Origin of the sequence: Blastococcus sp. Marseille-P5729 (genome assembly GCF_900292035.1) — a bacterium.
Classification (GTDB): Bacteria; Actinomycetota; Actinomycetes; order Mycobacteriales; family Antricoccaceae; genus Cumulibacter.
The window spans coordinates 335,150-358,454 of record NZ_OMPO01000003.1; the positions used below are offsets into that span (position 1 = coordinate 335,150).

Here is a 23,305-nt window from a genome sequence, read left to right on the forward strand (position 1 = left end):
CAAACCGGCACAGGGTATAAAATCGAAGAGTCAATCGTGAGTAAGGAGCAGTACAGATGAGCACCATCGCCCGCCGTTGGAACGAGCACCGGGCCGCCGCTCGCGGCCGCCGCGAGATCGCCCGCGCGATCCAGGGCTCGAGTGCGGAGACGGTCCGCCTGGAGCTTCTCGCGATCGCCAGCCGTCGCGGCGATCAGCTGATCCGCTAGTACGCGGTCCTCAGTCGGCTCGCTAGGCCGCGATTCCTGCCGGTCACGACGCACCAGTCAAACCGGCGTCATGAGCAAGAAGGCTCGATCCCGCGAGGGTCGAGCCTTTTGCCGTACCAGTGGGCGGGTGCGGTAGTGTCCGCCGGGTGATCCGCCCCGCCACTGTCGACGACGTCCCCGCCCTCATCGGTCTGGTCCGCGAGCTCGCCGAGTACGAGCGCGAGCCCGAGTCGGCGGTCGCCACCGAGGACGACTTTCGCCTCGCGCTCTTCCCTCCGACCGGCGAGCCCAAGGTGTACGCCGACGTCGCCGAGATCGACGGCGAGGTCGTCGGCATGGCGATCTGGTTCTACACCTTCTCGACCTGGACCGGTCGGCACGGCATCTGGCTGGAGGACCTCTTCGTGCAGCCCGCACACCGCGGCAGTGGCCTCGGCCGGGCGCTGCTGGTGGGGCTGGCCAAGCGATGCGTAGCGGAGGGCCTGCCCCGGCTGGAGTGGACGGTGCTGGACTGGAACGAGCCCGCGCTCGGCTTCTACCGCTCGCTCGGAGCCGTCGGCATGGACGAGTGGACGACGCAGCGGGTTGCCGGCGAAACGATGATCCGGCTCGCCGAGGGCTAGATCAAGCACCCCATCGTGCCGACCGTCCGACAGCGATGCCCAGCCGGAGGAACCCCACTGTTGCGTGAGCCGGACTACAGCCCGAGCTGCCGCGCGATCAGCATGAGCTGCACCTCGGTGGTGCCCTCGCCGATCTCCAGGATCTTCGAGTCGCGGTAGTGACGCGCGACGACGTACTCGTTCATGAAGCCGTAGCCGCCGTGGATCTGGGTGGCGTCGCGGGCATTGTCCATCGCCGCCTCGGAGGCGATCATCTTCGCGATCGAGGCCTCCTTCTTAAACGGCTTGCCCGACAGCATCTTCGCCGCCGCGGCGTAGTACGCCTGCCGGGCGGTCCACGCGCGGGCCTCCATGCGGGCGAGCTTGAACTCGATCGCCTGGTACTTGCCGATCGGCTGCCCCATCGACTTGCGCTCGCGGGCGTACTGCACGCTCTCGTCGACGCAGCCCTGGGCGGCTCCGGTGGCCACGGCAGCGATCGCGATGCGCCCCTCGTCGAGGATCCGCAGGAACTGCGCGTATCCGCGACCGCGCTCGCCCAGGAGGTTCTCCTCGGGCACCATCACGTCATCCATCGACAGCGGGTGGGTATCTGAGGCGTTCCAGCCGACCTTGTTGTACGCCGGCTCGGCGGTGAAACCCTCGGTCGGCGTGGGGATCATGATCGCGGAGATCTCCTTCTTGCCGCCGTCGCGGACGCCGGTGACCGCTGTCACGGTGACCAGGCCGGTGATGTCGGTGCCGGAGTTGGTGATGAACTGCTTGCTGCCGTTGATCCGCCACATGCCGTCCTCGAGGACGGCGGTGGTCTTGGTGCCGCCGGCGTCCGACCCGGCCTCGGGCTCTGTGAGGCCGAAGGCGCCCAGGATCTCGCCACTGGTGAGCCGGGGCAGCCACTCCTGCTTCTGCTCCTCGGTGCCGAACAGGTGCACCGGCATGGTGCCCAGCGAGCAGCCCGCCTCGAGGGTCATCGCGACGCTCTGATCGACCTTCGCGAGCTCCTCGAGCGCGATGCAGAGGGTGAAGTAGTCGCCCCCCATTCCGCCGTACTCCTCAGGGAAGGGCAGCCCGAACAACCCCAGCTCGCCCATCTGCTTGACTACATCGTATGGGAAGGTCTTGGTCTCGTCGTGATGCTGGGAGACCGGGCGCACCACCTCGCGGGTGAATCGCCGTACGGTGCTGCGCAGCTCTTCCTGCTCCGGGGTGAGGGTCATGTCCATAGTCGGGGCTCCTGGTCTACTGCTCGGCGGGTTCGACGGTCATCAGCAGTTGGTCGACGACGACCTGGCTGCCGGCGCTGAAGGCGAAGTCGGAGACAGTGCCTGCGACGGGCGCGTTGAGCACGTGCTCCATCTTCATGGCTTCGACGACGATCAGCGGCTCGCCCTCGGCCACCTCCGCGCCGGGCTCGGTGTGGACGGCGATCACGGTCCCAGGCATCGGCGAGCGAACCTCGCCGCTGGCGGGGCCGCCGAGGCCGCCGAGCTCCTGCTCCGGGGACAGTCGTGGTATGAGGTAGGTCCCGTGGTCGGCGACCCAGACCCACGCCTCGTCCTCGCCGAGCTCGGCGAGATAGTCGTATCGACGTCCGTCGATCTCGATCGACTCGGGGTAGCGGGTTGCGCGCACCGTGCTGGTCTTGTCGTCGACGGTGACCTCGAGGACCACCTCCTCGTCGTCGTCGAGGTTGGTCGGCAGCGCGTGGAGGGCGACCTTGGCACCGGACGGCGACTTCGCGGCCCAGTGCATCGGGACCGGGGCGCGACCGGACCGCCAGCCGCTGACCGAGCTCCAGGGGTCCTCGTCGAAGAGGGCGCCTTCGGCCTCACGGGCGAAGAGAGCGGCGGCCATCGCCAGGTAGACCTCGCGCGGGACCGGCTTGCCGACCAGCGAGTCCAGCTCGCGGCCCACGAGACCCGTGTCGAGATCGCCGGTCTGCACCTTGGGGTGGCTCATCAGCGCGCGGAGGAAGTTCACGTTCGTCACGACGCCGAACAGCGTGTAACCGGAGAGGGCGAGATCGAGCCGATCCAGGGCCTCTGCGCGATCCGCGCCGTGCACGATCACCTTGGCGATCATCGGGTCGTACGTGGTGGCGACCTGCAGGCCCGTGATCAATGCCGAGTCGATGCGCACGGTCTGCTCCGGCCCTTCGAACCCATGCTCGTCGGCAAACGACGAGAATGCGAACCTTCCGTCGTCGAGTGCGGCCGCGTTGACGAGATCCAGCTGCTCGCTCTCCTTGAGGAACAGCACCGTGCCGCCGGTGGGCAGGAACTCCCGGTCGGGGTTCTCGGCGTAGACACGGGCCTCGATCGAGTGACCGGTGAGCGTGACGTCGTCCTGCCGGATCTGCAGCTGCTCGCCGGCTGCGACGAGGATCTGCTGCTCGACCAGGTCGACGCCGGTCACCATCTCGGTCACCGGGTGTTCGACCTGCAGCCGGGTGTTCATCTCCATGAAGAAGAACTCGTCGGGCTTGTCGCTGCTGACGATGAACTCGACCGTTCCGGCACCTGAGTACGCGACGGCCGCGGCGGTGTCGACGGCCGCTTGCCCGATCCGGTCGCGGGTCTGCTCGTCGAGCAGCGCGGACGGCGCCTCCTCGATGATCTTCTGGTGCCGGCGCTGCAGCGAGCACTCGCGCTCGCCGAGGTGAATCGTGTTGCCGTGGCTGTCGGCGAGCACCTGGACCTCGATGTGCCGCGGGTCCTTCACGAACCGCTCGAGGAACAGGGTGTCATCGCCGAACGACGAGGCCGCTTCCCTTCGGGCGGAGGCGACCGAGGAACGCAGAGTGCCCTCCTCCTCGACCAGGTACATGCCCTTGCCACCGCCGCCGGCCGACGGCTTGATCAGCACGGGGAAGCCGACCTCGAGCGCAGCCTCGTACAGCGCATCGTCGCTCATGCCCGGCTCGGTGCGCCCGGGCACGACGGGGACGCCGGCCTTCTGCACGGTGAGCTTCGCGGAGATCTTGTCGCCCATCGTCTCGATCGCCTCGGGCGACGGGCCGATGAAGGTGATTCCCGCGTCCCGACATGCCTTGGCGAACTCGGCGTTCTCGGCGAGGAAGCCATAGCCCGGGTGGATCGCCTGCGCCCCAGTGCTTCTGGCGGCGTCGATGACCTTTTGAATGTTGAGGTAGGACTCGCGAGCGTTCGTGGGGCCCAGGTGCACCGACTCGTCGGCGTCCTGCACGTGCTTGGCGCCGGCGTCCGCGTCGGAGTACACCGCGACACTGGCGATCCCCATGTCGCGCAGCGTGCGGATGACCCGACAAGCAATCTCCCCGCGATTAGCGATCAGAACCTTAGTAAACACAGGCACTCACCTCGTCTGCGAATGTCACGGTTACATCCGGAATATTCCGTACGACGGCTCGGCCAGCGGCGCTCGGCTGACGGCGCCGAGTGCGAGACCGAGGGTCATCCGGGTGTCGATGGGGTCGATGATTCCGTCGTCCCACAGCCGAGCGGTCGAGTAGTAGGCGTTGCCCTGGTCGACGTACTGCTGGCGGATCGGGGCCTTGAACTGCTCCTCTTCGTCCGCCGACCACTCTCCGCCCTTGGCCTCGATCGCGTCGCGGCGGACGGTCGAGAGCACTGACGCCGCCTGCTCGCCACCCATGACGGAGATCTGTGCGGCCGGCCACATCCACATGAAGCGGGGGGAGTAGGCGCGTCCGCACATGCCGTAGTTGCCGGCGCCGAACGATCCGCCGAGGACGACGGTGAGCTTGGGGACGCGGGCGGTGGCGACGGCGTTGACCATCTTGGCGCCGTTCTTGGCGATGCCGCCGGCCTCGTACTCGCGGCCGACCATGAAGCCGGTGATGTTCTGCAGGAACAGCAGCGGGATCCGGCGGCGGTCGCACAGCTGGATGAAGTGCGCGGCCTTCAGCGCGGACTCGCTGAACAGGATGCCGTTGTTGCCGATGATCCCGACTGGGTGTCCGAAGATGCGGGCGGTGCCGGTGACCAGGGTGCTGCCGTACTCCTTCTTGAACTCGTCAAAGTACGAGCCGTCGACGATGCGCGCGATGACCTCGCGGACGTCGTACGGCGTCCGTGAGTCGGCCGGGATGACGCCGTAGATGCTCTCGGGGTCGAGCGCGGGAGCCTCGGGCTGCTCGACCTCCCACTGGCGAGCGCCCTTCGGTCCAAGCCCCGCAACGATGTCGCGCAGGATGCGCAGCGCGTGCTCGTCGTTCGTGGCGAGGTGGTCGGTGACGCCGGAGCGCTTGGAGTGCAGGTCGCCGCCGCCGAGGTCCTCGGCCGTCACCACCTCGCCGGTAGCGGCCTTCACCAGTGGTGGCCCGCCAAGGAAGATCGTGCCCTGATTGCGGACGATGACGGCCTCGTCGGCCATCGCGGGGACGTAGGCGCCGCCGGCGGTGCACGAACCCATGACCGCGGCCAGCTGGGGAATGCCCTGTGCTGACATCGTGGCCTGGTTGAAGAAGATCCGGCCGAAGTGCTCACGGTCGGGGAAGACCTCGTCCTGCTTGGGCAGGAAGGCGCCGCCGGAGTCGACGAGGTAGATGCACGGGAGCTGGTTCTGCAGCGCGATCTCCTGCGCCCGCAGGTGCTTCTTGACCGTCATCGGGTAGTAGGTGCCGCCCTTGACGGTGGCGTCGTTGGCGACGATCACGCACTCGCGGCCCGACACGCGGCCTACTCCGGTGATGATGCCCGCGCCCGGGGCGTCGCCGTCGTACATCTCGTGGGCGGCCAGCGGGGAGAGCTCGAGGAAGGGCGCGCCGGGATCGAGGAGGTGGTTGACGCGGTCGCGCGGCAGCAGCTTGCCGCGGCCGACGTGCCGGTCCTTGCTGGCCTGCGAGCCACCGTCCGCGGCGCTGATGTGCTCGCGCAGCCGCGCGGCGAGCCCACGCTGGTGCTCGGCGTTGGCCTGGAACTGCTCGCTGCCCGGGTCGAGCTGGCTCTTGAGCCTGGAGCGCATGCGAACCCCCGTCGATTGGGTTAGTTAATGTTCACTAACTGAAGAATCTAGCGTACGGTATGAGACGTGTCCAGAGCCCAGACCACCGCCGGTGGTGTGCCCCAGGCAACACCCTCCGATGGTGGTCGGTCGGGGCCAGCGCGAGCGGGCGGGGCGGAAACGCCAGGAGCCGCCGATGTCCGCGCCGACAGCGTCAGCGCGCGCACCAGGCAGAAGGCCGAGCGCACCGATCGGCTCCTCCTCGAGGCCGCCCGGCTCTTCGCCCGGCACGGCTTCCGCGGCGTCTCCCTCGAGGAGATCGCCTCCGCGGTCGGCATCAGCGGCCCGGCGCTCTACCGGCACTTCTCCAACAAGCAGGCGATCCTGGCCGCCGTCCTCGAGGACGTCTCCCAGCGCTTGGTCGGTGGCGCTCGGTTGCGGGTGGCGGCGGCGCCCACCCCCAAGGAGGCGCTGGAGGCGCTCGTCGACTTCCACGCGGACTTCGCGCTCGGCGAGACCGACCGGATCCGGGTGCACAACCGCGATCTGGGGACCCTCGATGAGGACTCATCGGGCGCCGTACGCCGTGCGCAGCGCGAGTACGTCGAGCTGTGGGTCGACCAACTGCTCGCTCTGGAGCCGGAGTCCACCCGAGAGCAGGCTCGGCTCAAGGTGCAGGCGGCGATCGGGTTGCTGAACTCCACCCCGCACAGCGTGCGACATGGTGACCCGGCCGAGGTGAAACCCGTGCTGGTGCGGATGACCCTCGCCGCCCTCATGGCCTGAGCGGCGTCTTGCGAGTACGGGGGGGCGTCAGCGCCACTGGCCCCGAGACGCCTACCTTGGTCCATGGCCTGCGGCGGTCGTCACTCCGGTTGGTGCCGGCGTCCTCGCAGGGGCCGCATGGGCCGGTGGGCTCCGGCTGCGTCATGGTCCTCGGGTAGCCCGTCGTCAGGCTCCGGGCCGCCCACCGCTCGTGTCGGGCCCGCGCCGTCCAGCGGCAGCGGCACGAGCCGGCCGGAGACCTTCCGCGGCGGGTGGTACTCGAGCAGCGCGTTGTTGAACTGCGCGCCGATGACGATCGCCATTGAGGCGAAGTAGTAGAACAGCAGGAAGGTGATGGGGGTCGCCAGCGCACCGTAGGTCAGTCCGTGTGAGTAGACGTACTCCAGGTAGAGGCGCAGGCCGATCGACAGGATCAGGAACAGGACGCCGGCGAGCAGCGCTCCAGGAAGGCCCCGCTTCCATGGGTGACGGTGCTGAGGCGCGACCTTGTAGAGCGTCGCGACGAGCAGGATGAGGGCGATCAGCAGCGCCGGGAAGTAGCTGATCTGGATCACCAGCGACACGTCGTCCTGCAGGTCGTCGGGAAACAGACCGACGAGGTACCGGGGGCCGATCGCCAGCAGCGGCAGCATCACGATGCCCGCGAGCAGGGCGCCGAGATAAAGCCCGAGTGCGAAGAAGCGTTCCTTGACCGGGTGGCGTACCTCGTGCTGGTTGTAGGCGCTCGTGATCGCCTCGACGAACGCCGCCATCGCCGATGAGCCGGCCCAGAGGCTGATCAGCAGACCGATCGAGACCACGCTGCCCTGGTTGTTGAGGATCTGGTCGATCATGCTGCCGATCAGGTTCTCGGCGATCTCCTCGTTGAACACGCTCAGCAGGAAGCGATCGATCTGCTCTCTGATCTGCGGGATCGCGCTGGGGTTGAAGGTACGCATCAGCGGGCCGATGAGTCCCAGCAGGGCGAGCAGCATTGGCGCGGTCGACAGCGCGCACCAGAAGGCCGCCTGCGAGCTCATGCCGAACAGCGAGTCGTCCCATGCCTTGGAGGCCGTCCGACCGAGAACCTTGCGCCACCTCTTGCGTACCGGGCCGTCCTCGGTCGGGTCCGGACCGCGCTCGGGATCGTGCCAGCGAGTGCGACCCGGGTCGGACGTCGTCGGGCGCACCGGGTTGCGCCGGAACCGGCGGGTGCCGGGCTCGCTCCCCTCGGGCCGGCCCTCGGAGTCCGCCACGGTGGCGTCGTCACCTGCGGGAAGGGCCGGATCGCTGGTCACCCGTCCACAACTACCACCATGCAGGGCTGGTCGGGTCGAGGCACGTCGAGCCGGTCAGCGCTCACCCCTGCAGTCCGGCGTGCACGAATCAGTACTTGCCGGTCTTCTTCAGCGGGTGCTTGGCGTACTCGGCACTCACCTGCTGAGCCGCCGCGGCCCACCCTGCCGGCTTGGGGTGGTAGGTCTCGGGGATCACCCAGGTCTCGCCGACGTTCCACAACCAGTCGTTCGGGTTGGGCAGCAGGTTGTTCTGGTTGATCTCGTGGCCGGCGTACGCCTCGTCCACGGTGCTGATGTAGTACGTCGACTTCTTGCCGGAGCTCGCGTTCACGGCGTCCACCGCCTCCTGCTGGACTTGGGCCCCCAGGCTCATCAGCTTCGCGAGATCCGCCTTCACGTCGTACCAGCCCTGCGTGGACAGCAGGCCGTACGTCGTCGCGCGGGTGAGGTTCGGGTAGCCGATGAGCATGAACTGGGCGTCCGGTCGCATCTTCGAGCGGATGACGGTCATGCCGGCGACGAGCTGCTCCTTCATCGCGGGGATGTCGGCGATCGCTCCCTGGAGTGCGTTGCGGCAGGGGTCCCCGAGCCGCAGCACGAAGCACTGGACGACGATGTCGGTGAAACCGACGTCGTTGCCGCCCATGGTCATCAGGACGATGTCGGCACTCTGGTCGACCGCGTCGGCCTGCGCCGGCTGCCCGGTCCCCGGGTTCGGATTCAGCAGGTCGGCGGTGGTGGCGCCGCTACAGGCGGCGTTGATGCTCCTATAGTTGTCAACTGCGGATCTCGCCGGTGTGGGGGTCCGTTTTGACCAGGTGGTAGACCTCTCGGATTACGTAGCGTTTCAAGCATCGGATAATGTCGCGTTTGGACTTGCCCTCGGCGGTGCGGCGGGCAACGTAGGCGATCGTTGGTTCGTGGAATCTCATCCTAACGATTACGGTGCGGTAGATCGCGGCATTGAGCTGTCGGTGCCCGCCACGGTTGATGCGATGTTTCCCGCAGGTCATCCCTGACCCTGCCGGAATGGGACTGATGCCGGCAAGTTTCGCAAACGCTGCTTCACTTTTGATGCGCTCGGGGTTGTCGCCGACGACGATGAGGATCTCCGCGGCGGTATCAACGCCGATGCCGAAGCGATCCAGCAGATGCGGTGCCCGCTGGGCCACGAGGTCCTTGATCATGGCCTCTAGCTCCGTGATCTCGTCATTGAGTGCGATCCAGCGTTTCGCGATCGAACGCAGTACGTGGCGGTTGGCATCCTCCGGGGTATTCAGCCCGCGTGGACGCAGGAGAGCAAAGTGGCGAGCGATCATCTTCTGGGTCTTCCCGGCTGTTTCACGGCGCAGCTCTTCTGAGGCGTGGACGAGCATGGCTTTGAGCGTGACCATCGCCCCGGTCCTGTCCTTGACCGCTGTATCGTGAGCGACCTTCAGCTGCCGGATCATCTCTACCGCACCGTCGGCGCTCTTGGGGACTGCGGTGGCGAATCCCGCCAGTACGGCCCGGGCGGCGTTCTCAGCATCCAGGGGGTCTGACTTGCCGTTCAGGCGCCGTAGCCGGCGATCCGGCCGGGCGACCTCGATGACTTTGTGGTCATGCCGCCTCAGGAATGAGGTGAGTGCAGCCCCATAGGAGCCAGTTCCCTCGATGCCGAAGGCCATGATCTTCCCGAACCCACTGGCCCAGTCCAGCAGCTGCTTATAGCCCGCAGCATCAGTAGCGATCGTGAGCGTGGCCAGGATCCCGCCGATAGAATCCATCACAGCAGCGACGTGGATGTGCTTGTGGGTGTCGACCCCGATGACGACGTGCCCGGATCGGGCGGCCTCTATGGTGGCCATAGCTTCTGGTCCTCCTGCCGATTAGCGTGGGTATCACGCTGTCGCCGGCGGGCGGACAGGACTGTCATGGGGACGCTTTGACCAGGCTGCTCCAGGCTCCTATTAGGTCACGCCCGATCCGGCGGCAGCGCTTGCTGCGCGCCCGGCCGGAGGCTCGACAGATCAACGCTGAGGCACCCTGCGGGCCAATCGTAAGCATGGGTCAGAGCACTCCGGCCGGGACTACCCGATTCTTGCGGAACCCGGTAGAAACAGACTGACAGACGTACGAGCCGCCGATCGAGGTGGCGAACTGCTGCCCATAGTTTCCGGGGCTGCGGTAGCAGTCGGGCGCCACCGGTTCGTAGTGCGCCTTGCCGTCCGCGGCTCGCGCGCCGTTGCCCGAGGAGTACGAGTCGCCGAGCTGGACCACCTTGGCGGGCGCGGGCGCTGCGGTAGCTGGAGTTGCGAGGGCGACGGCGGTGGCCGCGACAGCGCCCAGGATCGTGGTCATCAACTTCGTGCGCATCGGCGTCTCCATGGCTTCGGGGGCGAGCTGGGGACAGAACCTACCGAAGAGTAACCACGTTTGTGAAGTAGGTCATGGCGGCTGCGGCGCTATCGCTGCGGTCGAGACCCGGCCTCACTGTCGCGACGGATGCGACGAAGCCAGCCGATCCGACGGGGGCGGAGGATTGACTGGCTTCGATGTGTGGCCCGGGGCCGCTGTTCCGGGGGCTAGAAGGCCTCCACCGGAACCTCCATCAGGGAGTTGTCGGTTGCCTCGAGCACTGCCTTCTCCGCAGCAAGCCGGGGGAGTACCTGCGCGGCGAAGAACCGGGCCGAGGCGACCTTTCCCTGATAGAAGCTGAGGTCGGCACCGCTCGCCCCGGCGTCGATCGCGGCCTGGGCGACGACGGCGTGCCGCAGCAGCAGCCACCCGATCGCCAGATCGCCGACGGCGAGCAGCAGCCGTGAGGTGTTCTGCCCGACCTTGTAGATGTTGGTGATGTCTTCCTGCGCGCTCATTAGGAAGTTCGTGATCGTGCCGAGCATGCCCTCGACGTCCGTGAGCGCCTGGTGCACGTTCTTCTGCACGTCCTTGAGCGCGTCCGCGATCTCGTCGGTCTCGGCCAGCTGCTTGATCTGCTCGGCGACGTACGCCAGCGACTGTCCCTGGTCACGTACGACCTTGCGGAAGAAGAAGTCCATCCCCTGGATCGCGGTCGTGCCTTCGTAGAGGGTGTCGATCTTGGAGTCGCGCACGTACTGCTCGATCGGGTAGTCCTGCAGGTAGCCCGAGCCACCGAAGGTCTGCAGCGACTCGGTGCCGATGAGGGTGTAGGCGCGCTCCGAGCCGCAGCCCTTCACCAGTGGGAGAAGCAGGTCATTGACGCGCTCAAGCTTGTCGACCTGCTCGGCGTCGCCGGCGTGGGCGGCGATCTGGACCTGCTCCTGGATGCTCGCGGTGTAGAGGACCAGCGCGCGCAACCCCTCGGCGTACGCCTTCTGGGTCATCAGCGAGCGCTTGACGTCGGGGTGGTTGATGATCTCGACGCGCGGTGCGGACTTGTCGAGCTGCTGCGCGAGGTCTGCGCCCTGCTTGCGGGTCTTCGCGTACTCGAGGGCGTTGCCGTACGCCGTCGACAGGGTGGCCATCGCCTTGGTGCCGACGAACATCCGGGCGTACTCGATGATGTGGAACATCTGCTTGATGCCCGCGTGGACATTGCCGACCAGGTAGCCGATCGCTGGGGTGCCGTGCTGGCCGAAGGTCAGCTCGCAGGTCGTGGAGACCTTGATGCCCATCTTCTTCTCTACGTTCGTGACGAACGCGCCGTTGCGCTCGCCGAGCTCGCCGGTCTCGGGGTCGAAGTGGAACTTGGGCACGATGAACAGCGACAGGCCCTTGGTGCCCGGTCCGCCCGCACCGTCGACGCCCTCGGGGCGGGCCAGCACGTAGTGGATGATGTTCTCGGTCATGTCGTGCTCGGCCGAGGTGATGAAGCGCTTCACGCCCTCGATCCGCCACGTGCCGTCCTCGTTCTGGAAGGCCTTGGCGGTGCCGGCGCCGACGTCCGAACCGGCGTCCGGCTCGGTCAGCACCATCGTGGCGCCCCACAGGTTGTCGATGAACAGCTTGGCCCACCGCTGCTGCTCATCGGTGCCGATGCCGTAGAGGATGTTGGCGAAGGCGGGGCCCGCGGCGTACATGTATGCCGCCGGGTTGGCGCCGAGGATCAGCTCCGAGATCGCCCACCAGAGGGTGCGCGGCGCGGGGGTGCCGCCCATTTCGGCGTTCATGTCGAGGAAGTGGCCGCCGGAGTCCATCAGCATCTGGAAAGACTTCTTGAAACTCTCGGGGATCTCGACCGTGAAGTCGCTGGGGTCGTAGACCGGCGGGGTGCGGTCGGCGTCCGCGAAGGACTCGCAGAAGGCATCCGACGTCGTCATCTTCAGCGTTTGGGCGAGGAAGTCCTTCGCGGTGTCGAGATCGAGCTCTTCGAAGGCGCCGGTGCCGAGGTTCTGGTCGGTACCGAGGACCTCGAAGAGGTTGAACTCGATGTCGCGCATGTTCGGCTTGAAATGAGCCACGGCTGCCCCCTGCGAGCGGAAGGTTACTGAACGGTAGGCACTATATTACTCGCGAGTAACCACGTGCAACCGGAACGCCGGGCGGCGGGCGGTGGAGCACGCAAGGCGCCCCTGGCCGTGTTCCACAACTCCGCGGGTCGGCGAGCGACCCGCGGCGGGCCGCTTTCGGAGCAGAACCTAGGTGAGGCCGGCGACCAGCTCGTCGATGATCTGCTGTGCGGGACGACGGGTCGCGGATTGATAGCCCGCACCTGCCCACAGCGCGAGCACCGAGGCGTCCCCGGACTTGCCACCGGCCGCGCGGATCGGGGCGGTCATGTAGTGGACGTCGGGGTAGGCGTTCGGAGCCTCCGGATCCCCCGCTCGCATCAGCTCGTTGGCCAGGCCTTGAGCGAACCGTCCGGAGAAGGCGCGCGTGAGCATCGTCTCGGTATAGCGGCCGGAGGTGAGCGCGTCCTTGTAGGCCTCCGGGGAGGCGCTCTCGTGGGAGGCGACCAGCAAGGTCCCGACCGCGACGGCGTCCGCGCCGGCATCGAGTAGCTCCTGGACGTCGGCGCCGCTGCCCACGCCGCCTGCGCCGATGAGCGGCAGCGGGGTCACCCGGCGGACCCGTTCGATCACGGTCGCGGCGGGTAACGTGTTGGGCTCGACCGTCATGCTCCAGGTGCCGCGGTGACCGCCCGCGTTGGCGCCCTGAGCGATCAGCAGCTGGGCGCCGAGGTCCTCCGCGCGACGCGCCTCGTCGGCGCTGGTGACGGTGAAGCCGACGGTCGAGCCCGAGCGCTGCAGTCGTTGGATGACATCGGCCGGGATCGCCCCGAAGGTGAAGGTCACCAGCTCGATCGGGTCGTCGACCAGGATGTCGATCTTGGCCTCGAAGTCGTCGTCGTTGAACTCCGGCTTGCCGACGGCGGCGCCGACCTGCTCGGCGAACGGAGCGAGAACCTCGGCGTACGCCGCGATCTCGTCAGCCTGGTCGGCACTGCGCTGATGTTGCGGCGAGAAGAGGTTGATGCCGAAGGGTCGGTCGGTCAGCTCACGCGTACGCACGATCTGCTCGTGCATCTGCTCGGCCGTCCGGTATCCGGCCGCGAGGAAGCCGAGGCCGCCGGCCGCATTGGTCGCGGCCACCAGCTCTGGGGTGGATGCGCCGGCCATGGGGGCGCCGACGATCGGCTGCGTCAACGCGCTGAGGTCAAAGGTCATCGTGAGACTCCGATGCTCGGGGGTCTTCCGGTGCGCGTCGATGGTAGCGGGGGCCGGTGACGTGACCGTTCACTCAGGCGCCGAAAAGCGGACGCCCGCCCCCTGCGCGTAGCAGAGCGGCGGGCAGCCGGTGCGCAATGGCGTCAGTCGTGCTTGTGCATCTTCTGGCAGGTGTTGCACTCGCAGTCCTGGCAGTTGCAGGTGTTGCAGTCGCAGGTGCCCGCGGCGTCGCACTTGGCGCAGGTGCACTCGGCATGCATGCAGTTCTCGCACTCGCAGGCTTTGCAGGTGCACTGATCGCAGGTGTCCTCGCAGTTGGGGCACTGGCAGGTCTTCGAATCGGCGGTCGCAGTCATCGTGGCTCCTTGTTAGATGAACATATGCGAATAAGTGCATTCATGTTATCAGCCATTCGCTCACGAGGCACGTGGGTTACGTGCCCTCGGGATCGAATGGACGCTGCGCCGGCTGGTGCTGTGGCTCAGACGGGCGCAGCCAGGTCGCTGAACTGCTCGCGCAGAACGCGCTTGAGCAGCTTGCCGTTCGGGTTGCGGGGCAGGACGTCCACGAAGGTGACGCCGACCGGGCACTTGTAGTGCGCGATCTGCTCACGGCTCCAGTCGATGATCTCCTCCGCTGTCACCTGCGCACCCGGTCGGCGCACGGCCACGGCGTACGGCGACTCGCCCCACTTCTCGGACGGGACGCCGATCACCGCGACCTCGGCGATGCCGGGGTGCCCGGAGAGTGTGCTCTCGACCTCGGCCGGGTACACGTTCTCCGCTCCCGTGACGATCATGTCCTTGATCCGGTCGTGCAGATAGAGATAGCCCTCCTCGTCCAGCGAGCCGCCGTCCCCGGTCGCGAACCAACCGTCCTCGCTGAAGGCCTTCGCATCCTCCTCCGGCCGGTTCCAGTAGCCGGGGGTGACCCGCGACCCGCGGACGTACACCTCGCCGCGCTCGCCGACCGGCACCTCCTGCTTCGTCGCGGGATCGACGATCTTGATCTCCACCCCCGGTAGCGCCTTCCCGACCGACCCGACCTGGCGCTCACGGCCCGGCTTGGGCCGGTGGTCGTCGGGCCAGAGCGCGGTGACGGCCGCGCACGTCTCGGTGAGCCCGTAACCCTGTACCAGCTCGCACCCGAGGACCTCGTGGGCGGCATAGATCACCGGCAGTGGCATCGGTGCGCCTCCGTACCCGAACTGCTTGAGATGGGACCAGTCGGCGTCCTTGGCCTCGGGGAGCTGGGTGAGCATCTGGATGATCGTCGGGACGCCGACCGCGTGGGTGACCTTCTCATCGATGAGCAGGCTCATCAGGTCGGCGATCCCCGTAGGCAGCCGGAGGATGAGGGTGGAGCCCTTGTTCATCGAACCCAGTGCGCTCGTGAGGCCGGTGACGTGGAAGAACGGGACCGGCGCCATCGCGACCCGCGGGCCGTCGTAGTCGTCCCCGGGGATCTTGTCGGCGAGATTCGTGCTGAAGTTGCGGCCGGTGAGCTGGATGCCCTTCGGCAGGCCCGTCGTCCCGCTCGAGAACAGCAGGACGGCCACCTCGTCGGGGGTCGCCTCGTACCCGGGGTCGTCCGTCGGCTGCCCGGCGATGTACTCCTCGTATGACTGGGCATCCAGGAGCCGGGCGAGCCCGGGGACGGCGTCCTGAGCGGGCGCCGCAGCCTTCTCTGCCTCGCCCACGAACAGCACCTTCGGCTCGCAGGTGCCCATCAGGGCGAGCACCTCCTTCTCCGACAGCCGGGTGTTGATCGGAGCGGCGATCGCGCCGATCTTCGCGGCCGCGAAGACGATCTCCATGAAGTACTGGTTGTTCGCGCTGAAGATCGCGATCCGGTCGCCGGGCTCGATGCCGTCGGCCCTGAGGGCGTGCGCGAGCTGGCTGGAGCGGGTGTCGAGCTCGCGGTAGGTCTCGGAGAAGTCGCTGCCCTTCAGAGCGACGACATCGTCGGAGATCCCGCGGCGCTGACGAAGGATGTCAGCGAGATTGCGGATCGGCTCGCCCTGGGCGCCTTCGGCGACTGGCGCGGGAAGCTCGTAGGACTGACGGGCAGAGGTCATGGCGGCTCCAATGTGTCGCGGGTCACTGACTGTCTATCATGACCCGCGTGTCAGACCCAGCCGCCTGCTTCGAAGTAGGCCACGGATGGCGCCGCAAGCTTGTCCGGCGCGGGCTCGGCGCTGATGGGCATCGGCCCTCGGCCGAATCAGTGGCGAGGCGCGACGACCTGCCGCTTGGCGCTGATCACGCCGGTGTCGAAGCCGGCGAGGTGTAGCCCGCCGTGGAAGCGTGCATGCTCGATCTTTAGGCAGCGGTCCATGACGACGTTCAGCCCGGCACCCTCGGCGGTGCGGGCGGCCTGTTCGTTCCAGAGGCCGAGCTGGATCCAGAGGGTCCTCGCGCCGTGCTCGATCGTCTCCTCCGCGACGCCGGGGAGGTCGGCGTCCTTCCGGAAGACGTCGACGATGTCGACGGTCTCCGGTAGCTCGGCCAGGGAGGGGTAGACCGGGTGCCCCAGGATCTGCTTCTCCACCGGGTTCACGAAGTAGAGGTCATACGGCGCCGACGACAGCAGGTAGGTGGCGACGAAGTACGACGCGCGGGATGGCTTCGACGACGCGCCGACGATCGCGATGCTGCGGGCCTCGCCGAGGTAGCGCAGTCGCTCGGCGGCGGTGGGACCTACCCAGGTGCGCTCAGCCATCACTTCCCCTTCATCGCGGTTGTCAGCGCCTGGTCGAGATCCCAGAGGATGTCGTCGACGTCCTCCAGCCCGACCGAGATGCGGATCAGGTCGTCGGGCACTCCGGCGGTCGCGAGCTGATCGTGCGTGAGCTGGCGATGCGTGGTGGACGCCGGATGAAGAATGAGGGTGCGTGTATCGCCGACATTGGCCAGATGCGAGGCGAGCTGACAGGCCTCGATGAACCGTTCGCCGGTCTCGCGACCACCGCGGACGCCGAACGAGAATACCGATCCGGGGCCCTGCGGCAGGTACCGCTTGGCGCGTTCGTAGTGAATGTGTGAGGGGAGACCGGCGTAGTTCACGTAGGCGACGCGCTCGTCCGCCTCAAGCCATTGGGCTACCCGATGGGCGTTGGCGACATGCTCATCCATGCGCTGAGCGAGCGTCTCGATGCCCTGTAGCAGCTGGAAAGCAGCGAACGGCGTAAGAGCGGGACCGATGTCGCGCAGCTGCTCCATGCGCAGCTTCGTAAGGAACCCGTACTCCCCGAAGTTGCCGTGCCAGGTCACGCCGCCGTACGACGGAACAGGGGTGGTCATATCGGGGAAGTTCCCGTTGTCCCAAGGGAAGCGGCCCGACTCGACGACGACGCCGCCGAGGGTCGTTCCGTGTCCGCCGAGGAACTTCGTCGCCGAGTGGATCACGATGTCGGCCCCGTGCTCGAGTGGGCGGATCAGGTAGGGCGTGGCGAGCGTCGAGTCGATGACGAGAGGCAGGCCGGCAGCGTGCGCGACCTCAGCGAGTCCCGCTATATCGGCGATCTCGCCTGACGGGTTGGCGATCGTCTCGGCGTAGACGGCGCGCGTGCGGTCTGTGATCGCGGCCGCGTAGTCGGCGGGGTCGGTGCCGGGCACGAAGGTGGTGGACACGCCGAAGCGGCGCAACGTGATGTCGAGCTGGGTGACGGTCCCGCCGTACAGCTGGGATGCGGCCACGATGTGATCGCCTGCACCTGCGAGGGCGGCGAAGACCAGGAACTCGGCGCTCATGCCGGACGAGGCGGCGACCGCGCCGATGCCACCTTCGAGGGAGGCCATGCGCTCCTCGAACGACGCGACGGTCGGGTTGGCGATGCGCGAGTAGATGTTGCCGTACTTCTGAAGTGCGAACAGGTTGGCCGCGTCGTCGGCGTCCTCGAACACGAACGACGTGCTCTGGTAGATCGGGACCGCCCGAGCGCCGGTGACGGCGTCAGGCGTTCCGCCCGCGTGAAGGGCGCGGGTGCGGAAGCCGAACTGGTGCTCGCCCATCTGTTGCCTGTCTTTCCGGGTGGTCTGCGTCGATGGTAGACCGTGGCGACCGGCGCCGGCGTCCGGCTTATAGGGTCGAGCGACAGCCCGTGTCCGGGCCGAGCCGATCCACGAGGAGCAAGTGATGCGAGTAGCGAACGTCGGCGGGCGACTACACCTGATGACTGCGGGTCACGAGGGTGTCGATGTGGAGCAGGTGAGCGGCGGTCGGTTCGGGTCGGACCCGACCGCGATCTACGAACGGTGGGATGAGTTCGTCGCCTGGGCCTCGAGCGCGGACCTGCCCCGGGGTAGCGAGCTGGCCAAGGAGGACCTCGAGGCGCCGGTGCCGTTCCCGAAGCAGACCTTCGCGCTCGGGCTGAACTTCAAGGACCACGCCGCCGAGACCGGGATGGACCTGCCGGAGGAGCTGCAGGTCTTCACCAAATGGTCGTCATCCTTCTGCGGTCCGATCGCGGAGGTGCCCTTGGTCGAGGGCGACCTGATCGACTGGGAGGTCGAGCTGGTCGTCGTCATCGGCGCCGGCGGCCGCGACATCTCTGAGGCGGACGCGTGGGACCACGTCGCTGGTCTCACGATGGGCCAGGACATCTCGGCTCGCCGCCGGCAGGGCCGCGGAACGCGTCAGTTCTCGATCGCGAAGTCCTTCCGCAACTACTCGCCGATGGGTCCGGTCGTGGTGACCCCGGACGAGATGAACAACCGGGACGACATCCGGCTCGGGTGCTCGGTCAACGGCGAGTCGCGCCAGGACGGGCGCACCGGCGAGATGATCTTCCCGATCCCTAAGGCGATCGCCGATCTGTCGTCGATCGTCGAGCTCTACCCGGGCGACCTGATCTGGACCGGGACGCCGGCCGGGGTCGGCCAGGGCCGCAAGCCGCGCCAGTTCCTCAACGACGGCGACGTCCTCGAGTCCTGGATCGAAGGCATCGGCACCATGCGCCAGGCCTTCCGCTCCTGATCCCACCCACCACCGCTCGCTCGTGGTTGCGGGCACTGTCGTCCTGCCGCGTCTCCGTGCGCTTCGCGCTCGTCGACGACCGTGGTGAGGGCTCCGTCCGCGGTGCGCGGTCGATTTGCTTCCGTCCGTGGTGCGGGGTTGGTTCACACGGTCGTCGATGTCCGGCGTAGCCGGGCAGAGACGTCGTGGGGTGCTGGTTCTCTTGCGCCGGGCGGGTCTGGTGCAGGTTGGCCAGCGGCGCGCCGGTACGCCGTTGGCGGTGGTTGCGGACATTGTTGTCCTGCGGCGTCTCCGTGCGCACTGCGTGCGCACGTCGACGACCGTGTCGAGGGCGCCGTCGGCGGCGTGGGGACGAAGACCGTGTTGAGGCCGCGTCCGTGGTGCGGGGACGACCGCGGGGCGGCGTAGGGACGACTGCGGGGCTAGAGGTACGTGGCGAGGTCGGTGGTGAGCTCGGCGGCCGCTGAATCACAGGCCTTCGAGATGCCGGCCATGCCGAAGAAGCCGTGGATCAGCGTCGGGTAGGCGCGCAGCGTGACGTCGACCCCGGCTTTCTGCAGCACCTCGGCGTACGCCGTCCCTTCGTCGCGCAGCGGGTCGTAACCGGCCACTGCGACGATCGTCGGGCACAGTCCGACTGGATCGCCATACAGCGGTGACATCCGCGGATCGGCGCGGTCCTCGTCGGCGGCGTACGCCTCCTCGAAGGCGTCGATGTCGGAGCGGGTGAGCCGGTAGCCGGTCGCGTTCTGGGTCCTCGACAGGTAGTCGCCCTGGAGGTCGGTCACCGGGTATAGCAGCAGGGCCGCCGCCAGCTCGACACCCTCGTCACGGGCCTGTTGCGCAACGGCCGCGGCGAGATTCGCGCCGGCCGAGTCCCCGGCCGTCGCCAGCTTCCCTCCGCCGTACGAGTCCAGGTCGGCGGCGATCGTCGAGAGCGCCGCCCAGCAGTCGTCGTACGCCGCGGGGAACGGGTGCTCGGGCGCGAGTCGGTAGTCCACCGAGACCACGACACGACCCGTGTCACGGGCGATACGGCTGCAGAACCGATCGTGTGTGTCGAGATCGCCGACTACCCAGCCACCACCGTGGAAGAACACCACAGTTCCCGGCTTCCCCGAGCCCGTGGAATATACCCGAATGGGTACCGACCGGCCGCTGGCCTCGAGCAGGCGGTCCTCCACCTGCAGCCCCTCAAGGCCCGCGGCAGCCGCGAGCGCGGCGGTGCGGTAGGCAGCACGGGAGGCTGCGACGTCCGTACCGTCGAAGATCGGCGGAGCGCCCGCCGCCGCGATCTGGTCGAGCAGCTTCTGGGTGTCGGGGTCAACTGGCATGGCGGTCTCCTGGGGGTCGGCTTCTTTCCGAAACTACTTCGCGCCGTCCGCTATGCAAACCGCTCGGGTCACCGGGGTGGCCGTGACGGGACGAACAACGCCTCCTCCGGGATGACGCGGCCGGTCCTCGAGTCGACGATCGACCGGCGGCCGTCCGCGACCCGCAGCTCGAGCTGGGAACCGATCGGTAGATCCCAGATGCCGATCAGGGCGGGCTCGATGTTGCAGACGGTGTTGAAGTCCACCACCTGCCAGTTGGCGGTGTCCTCCAGGTACTCGCTGGTGTCCGCGGCGCTGAAGATCCGCCAGCCGTTGTCGACCTTGCCATCGCGGGAGGGCTCGCGGTCCATCCAGCGAACCGGAGCGACTCCGGACGTCACGTTCTTCGTCGTCATGCACGCGCCGGCGTTCGGGATGAAGACGATCTGCTCGGCCATGAGGCGGCTTCCTTCGCACGTGGGGGATGGCAGGGCGGGTACCAGCGTATGACGCCTGCGCCCGCTACGACGGCCGCGCCATTTCGGTGGACGCCGAACTGAGGTAAAATCGTTCGCACTACTAACAACCGCGCAGTGCGCCACTGCCGACGCATGGATCTGGATGCGGATGTCCCTGCGCTCACGTCACTACACATCGCGAACAGGTCCGCTGGTCGCGATCCTGTCGCTCACCGGCGTCACGGTGAGCGTGATGCAGACGCTCGTCATCCCGCTGATGCCCCACCTGCCGCGGATCCTCGATGCAGCCGCGGACGACGCCACTTGGGTGCTCACCGTGACCCTGATGGTCGGCGCGGTGAGCACGCCGATCGCCGGGCGGCTCGCCGACATGGTGGGCAAACGCCGCATGCTGCTGCTGACGCTTGGCTTCATGATTGCCGGATCGGTGCTGTGCGCGCTCTCCTCGAGCCTGGCGCCGATGCTGGTCGGCCGGGCCCTGCAGGGAGTCGGCGTCAGTGCGCTCGCGCTCGGTATCAGCCTCATGCGTGACGTCCTACCAGCACACCGGTTGGGATCCGCGGTCGCCCTGATGAGCGCCACACTGGGCATCGGCGGTGCAGTCGGTCTGCCCGCCTCGGCGATCGTCGCGCAGCATCTCTCGTGGCACTGCCTGTTCGTGGGGTCGGCGGCTCTCGGCATCATCGCCGTCGCCGCCATCGCGATCCTGGTCCCTGAGACGGAGGAGCGGTCTGGGGGCGGCTTCGACTTCGCCGGCGCGCTCGTGCTCTCGGCGGTGCTGCTGCTCGTGCTGTTCGCCTTCACGAAGACCCAGACCTGGGGGTGGCTCGACCCGGGCGTGCTCGGGGGCTTCGCCGGCGCCGCTCTTCTCCTGCTGGCATTTGTGCGCGTCGAGCGGCGTACGCCGCATCCCCTGGTCGACCTCGCGGTGACCTCGCGGCCCGCCGTGCGCAATATCAACCTCGCCTCGATCGCCGTCGGGTTCGCCTTCTACAGCTGCAACCTCGTCGTCACCCAGCTGCTGCAGGCGCCGACCGCGACCGGGTACGGGCTCGGGCAGAGCATGGTGGTAGCCGGCGTCTGTGCCGCACCGATGGGCTTCCTGATGATGCTCATGTCGCCGTACGCCGCCCGCGTGATTCAGCAACGCGGGCCGCGGATGGCTTTCATGGTAGGAATCTCGATCGTCGCCGTCGGCTTCATGGTGGGCGTGTTCTTCCTGGACGGCATCTGGCAGGCCGTTCTGCTGACGATGCTCGTCGGGTCGGGAGTCGCCCTGGCGTACGCCGCGGCGCCGGCGATCATCCTGCGGTCGGTGCCGGTCTCGCAGACCGGTGCCGCTAGCAGCGTCAACCAGCTCTCGCACGCGATCGGAACCTCGCTGGCCTCCGCGGTTCACGGTGGCATTCTCGCGACCGCGTTCGTACCTGGCGGAACGCAGTATGGACCGTTGAACCCCTTTCAGCTGTGCTTCGCGCTCGCGGTGGCGGGGTGCCTGCTGGCGTTCGTGTTCGCGTGGCGGATTCCTGACGTGCCCGCCCTCGCCCCAACAGTTCAGCCGCCTGCTGCGCTCATCTCCACCGAGACAGACTCGCCGCTGACCGAGTCGCCACTGGCCGAGTCGCCACTGACCGACCCGCCACTGACCGACCCGCCACGGGCCGCAGCGGTGCCGGTGATGCGCCGAGCGCCCAGGACGCCCCGTCGTCCGGCGGCCCGTCGCCGTCCGTCCGCTCGCCCCGCAGACCGTCGACCCACCGCCTGATACCTGGATAGAGTCCGAGAGAACAGCGACCAGAGGAGATCCCATGCGCAGAGCCGCCATCGTGAACCCCGTCCGCACCGCCGTCGGCGCCTACGGCGGCTCGCTGAAGGACGTCCCCGTCGAGGACCTCGCCGCGACCGTCGTCAAGGAGGTCATGCAGCGCTCGGACGTCGACCCGGCGCTCATCGAGGACGTCGTGTTCGCGCAGTCCTACCCCAACGGCGAGACGCCGTGCCTCGGTCGGTGGGTGGCCATGCACGCCAATCTGCCCACCGAGACCCCCGGCATGCAGCTGGATCGCCGCTGCGCAGGCGGTCTGATGTCGATCGTCACCGGCGCCATGATGGTGCAGTCCGGTGCCGCGGACGTCGTCATCGCCGGCGGCGCCGAGTCGATGAGCCGCATCGAGCACTACACCACCGGCGCCCGATGGGGCACCAGAGCCGGCGGCATGATGCTGCACGACCGCCTAGATCGCGGCCGCGAGCGCTCGCAGCCGGTATGGCGGTACGGGGAGATCAGCGGGATGATCGAGACCGCGGACATCCTGGCCGCGCAGCAGGGCGTGACGCGTGAGGAGGCCGACGAGTACTCCGTGCGCTCGCACCAGCGCGCGGTCGAGGCGTGGGAGGCCGGCCGATTCGACGACGAGGTGGTCCCCGTCGAGGTGCCGCAGCGCAAGGGCGATCCGATCCAGTTCGCCAAGGACGAGGGAATCCGACCGGGCACGACGATGGAGTCGCTGGCCAAGCTGCGGGTGCTGCGCAAGGACGGCGTCGTCACCGCTGGCAATGCCTCCCAGCAGAACGACGCCGCGGCGGCCTGCCTGATCGTTGCCGAGGACAAGCTCGACGAGCTCGGCCTGACCCCGATGGGCTTCCTGCACAGCTGGAGCGCGGTCGGCTGCGAGCCCGGCACGATGGGGTGGGGCCCGGTGCCCGCCGTCCAGAAGCTGTTCGGAAAGAACGGGCTGTCGTGGGATGACATCGACCTGGTCGAGCTCAACGAGGCCTTCGCGGCGCAGGTGCTCGCCGTCCTCAAGGGCTGGGAGTGGAACGACCCGGAGAAGCTGAACGTGAATGGCGGCGGCATCTCGCTCGGTCACCCGATCGCGGCGACCGGCGTCCGGATCATGACCTCGCTGCTGCACGAGATGCAGCGCCGCGATGCGAAGTACGGCCTGGAGACCATGTGTGTGGGCTCGGGCCAGGGCATGGCCGCCGTCTTCGAGCGCGCCTAACCACCCAGAAACCCACCTGCGGTACGTTTCGCCACGCTATAGCGAGGCGAAACGTACCGCAGGTG

At 67.7% G+C, this 23,305-nt stretch carries 21 protein-coding genes; 6 read left to right on the top strand and 15 right to left on the bottom strand.

The genetic code is table 11. The features are described 5' to 3' along the window. The first annotated feature begins 56 nt into the window (after nucleotides 1–56). Nucleotides 57–209, top strand: coding sequence for a hypothetical protein (locus tag DAA40_RS16525; protein ID WP_199849807.1), 153 nt, complete (start codon nucleotides 57–59; stop codon nucleotides 207–209). A 146-nt stretch (nucleotides 210–355) separates the two neighbouring features. Further along, on the top strand, nucleotides 356–832 hold the full coding sequence (locus tag DAA40_RS14460) for a GNAT family N-acetyltransferase (RefSeq protein WP_106850436.1): 477 nt from the start codon (nucleotides 356–358) through the stop codon (nucleotides 830–832). Between the two features lie 74 nt (nucleotides 833–906). Here DAA40_RS14460 and DAA40_RS14465 read toward each other — a convergent pair whose 3' ends face one another. From DAA40_RS14465 to DAA40_RS14475, 3 genes are read right to left on the bottom strand one after another with little or no spacing between them, the layout of a single operon-like run. Then, nucleotides 907–2,055: an acyl-CoA dehydrogenase family protein gene (locus tag DAA40_RS14465; protein WP_106850437.1), complete on the bottom strand. Its 1,149-nt coding sequence runs from the start codon at nucleotides 2,053–2,055 to the stop codon at nucleotides 907–909. 16 nt (nucleotides 2,056–2,071) lie between these two features. Further along, complete coding sequence (locus tag DAA40_RS14470) at nucleotides 2,072–4,165, bottom strand: acetyl/propionyl/methylcrotonyl-CoA carboxylase subunit alpha (RefSeq protein ID WP_106850438.1); 2,094 nt, start codon at nucleotides 4,163–4,165, stop codon at nucleotides 2,072–2,074. Nucleotides 4,166–4,189: 24 nt separating this feature from the next. Continuing rightward, nucleotides 4,190–5,797 carry a carboxyl transferase domain-containing protein gene (locus tag DAA40_RS14475; RefSeq protein ID WP_106850439.1) on the bottom strand — a complete coding sequence of 536 codons (1,608 nt, stop codon included), beginning with the start codon at nucleotides 5,795–5,797 and terminating at the stop codon, nucleotides 4,190–4,192. A 66-nt stretch (nucleotides 5,798–5,863) separates the two neighbouring features. Here DAA40_RS14475 and DAA40_RS14480 point away from each other — a divergent pair, with 66 nt between their 5' ends. After that, nucleotides 5,864–6,562: a TetR/AcrR family transcriptional regulator gene (locus tag DAA40_RS14480; protein ID WP_199849809.1), complete on the top strand. Its 699-nt coding sequence runs from the start codon at nucleotides 5,864–5,866 to the stop codon at nucleotides 6,560–6,562. Between the two features lie 80 nt (nucleotides 6,563–6,642). Here DAA40_RS14480 and DAA40_RS14485 read toward each other — a convergent pair whose 3' ends face one another. From DAA40_RS14485 to DAA40_RS14530, 10 genes are all read right to left on the bottom strand, one after another. Continuing rightward, nucleotides 6,643–7,839, bottom strand: a complete 1,197-nt coding sequence (locus tag DAA40_RS14485) for a YihY/virulence factor BrkB family protein (RefSeq protein WP_199849810.1) — start codon at nucleotides 7,837–7,839, stop codon at nucleotides 6,643–6,645. An 88-nt stretch (nucleotides 7,840–7,927) separates the two neighbouring features. Beyond that, nucleotides 7,928–8,491, bottom strand: a complete 564-nt coding sequence (locus tag DAA40_RS14490) for a hypothetical protein (protein ID WP_370430652.1) — start codon at nucleotides 8,489–8,491, stop codon at nucleotides 7,928–7,930. A gap of 124 nt (nucleotides 8,492–8,615) precedes the next feature. Beyond that, complete coding sequence (locus tag DAA40_RS14495) at nucleotides 8,616–9,686, bottom strand: IS110 family transposase (RefSeq protein WP_106850442.1); 1,071 nt, start codon at nucleotides 9,684–9,686, stop codon at nucleotides 8,616–8,618. 202 nt (nucleotides 9,687–9,888) lie between these two features. Next, nucleotides 9,889–10,194: a hypothetical protein gene (locus DAA40_RS16530; RefSeq protein ID WP_199849811.1), complete on the bottom strand. Its 306-nt coding sequence runs from the start codon at nucleotides 10,192–10,194 to the stop codon at nucleotides 9,889–9,891. A gap of 209 nt (nucleotides 10,195–10,403) precedes the next feature. Continuing rightward, the gene (locus tag DAA40_RS14505) at nucleotides 10,404–12,260 is read right to left on the bottom strand and encodes an acyl-CoA dehydrogenase (protein WP_106850443.1); all 1,857 of its coding nucleotides are present in this window, start codon (nucleotides 12,258–12,260) and stop codon (nucleotides 10,404–10,406) included. A gap of 177 nt (nucleotides 12,261–12,437) precedes the next feature. Then, nucleotides 12,438–13,466, bottom strand: coding sequence for a nitronate monooxygenase family protein (locus DAA40_RS14510; RefSeq protein WP_106850444.1), 1,029 nt, complete (start codon nucleotides 13,464–13,466; stop codon nucleotides 12,438–12,440). Between the two features lie 143 nt (nucleotides 13,467–13,609). Continuing rightward, nucleotides 13,610–13,822, bottom strand: a complete 213-nt coding sequence (locus DAA40_RS14515) for a hypothetical protein (RefSeq protein ID WP_106850445.1) — start codon at nucleotides 13,820–13,822, stop codon at nucleotides 13,610–13,612. A 125-nt stretch (nucleotides 13,823–13,947) separates the two neighbouring features. Then, nucleotides 13,948–15,543 carry an AMP-binding protein gene (locus DAA40_RS14520; RefSeq protein ID WP_106850446.1) on the bottom strand — a complete coding sequence of 532 codons (1,596 nt, stop codon included), beginning with the start codon at nucleotides 15,541–15,543 and terminating at the stop codon, nucleotides 13,948–13,950. 146 nt (nucleotides 15,544–15,689) lie between these two features. Further along, nucleotides 15,690–16,187, bottom strand: a complete 498-nt coding sequence (locus DAA40_RS14525; protein ID WP_106850447.1) for a CoA-binding protein — start codon at nucleotides 16,185–16,187, stop codon at nucleotides 15,690–15,692. Then, a complete protein-coding gene (locus DAA40_RS14530) occupies nucleotides 16,187–17,479 on the bottom strand; it encodes an O-acetylhomoserine aminocarboxypropyltransferase/cysteine synthase family protein (RefSeq protein ID WP_106850448.1) in 1,293 nt (430 codons plus the stop codon). The genes DAA40_RS14525 and DAA40_RS14530 overlap by 1 nt, the downstream gene beginning before the upstream one ends. Nucleotides 17,480–17,603: 124 nt before the next feature. On the opposite strand from DAA40_RS14530, the gene DAA40_RS14535 reads away from it, so the two are divergent. After that, nucleotides 17,604–18,443, top strand: a complete 840-nt coding sequence (locus DAA40_RS14535) for a fumarylacetoacetate hydrolase family protein (RefSeq protein WP_106850449.1) — start codon at nucleotides 17,604–17,606, stop codon at nucleotides 18,441–18,443. 422 nt (nucleotides 18,444–18,865) lie between these two features. Here DAA40_RS14535 and DAA40_RS14540 read toward each other — a convergent pair whose 3' ends face one another. Together DAA40_RS14540 and DAA40_RS14545 are read right to left on the bottom strand one after the other, a co-directional pair. After that, nucleotides 18,866–19,777 (bottom strand): alpha/beta hydrolase, encoded by a 912-nt coding sequence (locus tag DAA40_RS14540; RefSeq protein WP_106850450.1) that lies wholly within the window; start codon nucleotides 19,775–19,777, stop codon nucleotides 18,866–18,868. A 68-nt stretch (nucleotides 19,778–19,845) separates the two neighbouring features. Further along, nucleotides 19,846–20,214 carry a DUF2185 domain-containing protein gene (locus tag DAA40_RS14545; RefSeq protein ID WP_106850451.1) on the bottom strand — a complete coding sequence of 123 codons (369 nt, stop codon included), beginning with the start codon at nucleotides 20,212–20,214 and terminating at the stop codon, nucleotides 19,846–19,848. 169 nt (nucleotides 20,215–20,383) lie between these two features. On the opposite strand from DAA40_RS14545, the gene DAA40_RS14550 reads away from it, so the two are divergent. Beyond that, nucleotides 20,384–22,000, top strand: a complete 1,617-nt coding sequence (locus tag DAA40_RS14550) for an MFS transporter (protein WP_158716460.1) — start codon at nucleotides 20,384–20,386, stop codon at nucleotides 21,998–22,000. 43 nt (nucleotides 22,001–22,043) lie between these two features. Then, nucleotides 22,044–23,240 carry an acetyl-CoA C-acetyltransferase gene (locus DAA40_RS14555; protein WP_106850453.1) on the top strand — a complete coding sequence of 399 codons (1,197 nt, stop codon included), beginning with the start codon at nucleotides 22,044–22,046 and terminating at the stop codon, nucleotides 23,238–23,240. Nucleotides 23,241–23,305: the final 65 nt, after the last annotated feature.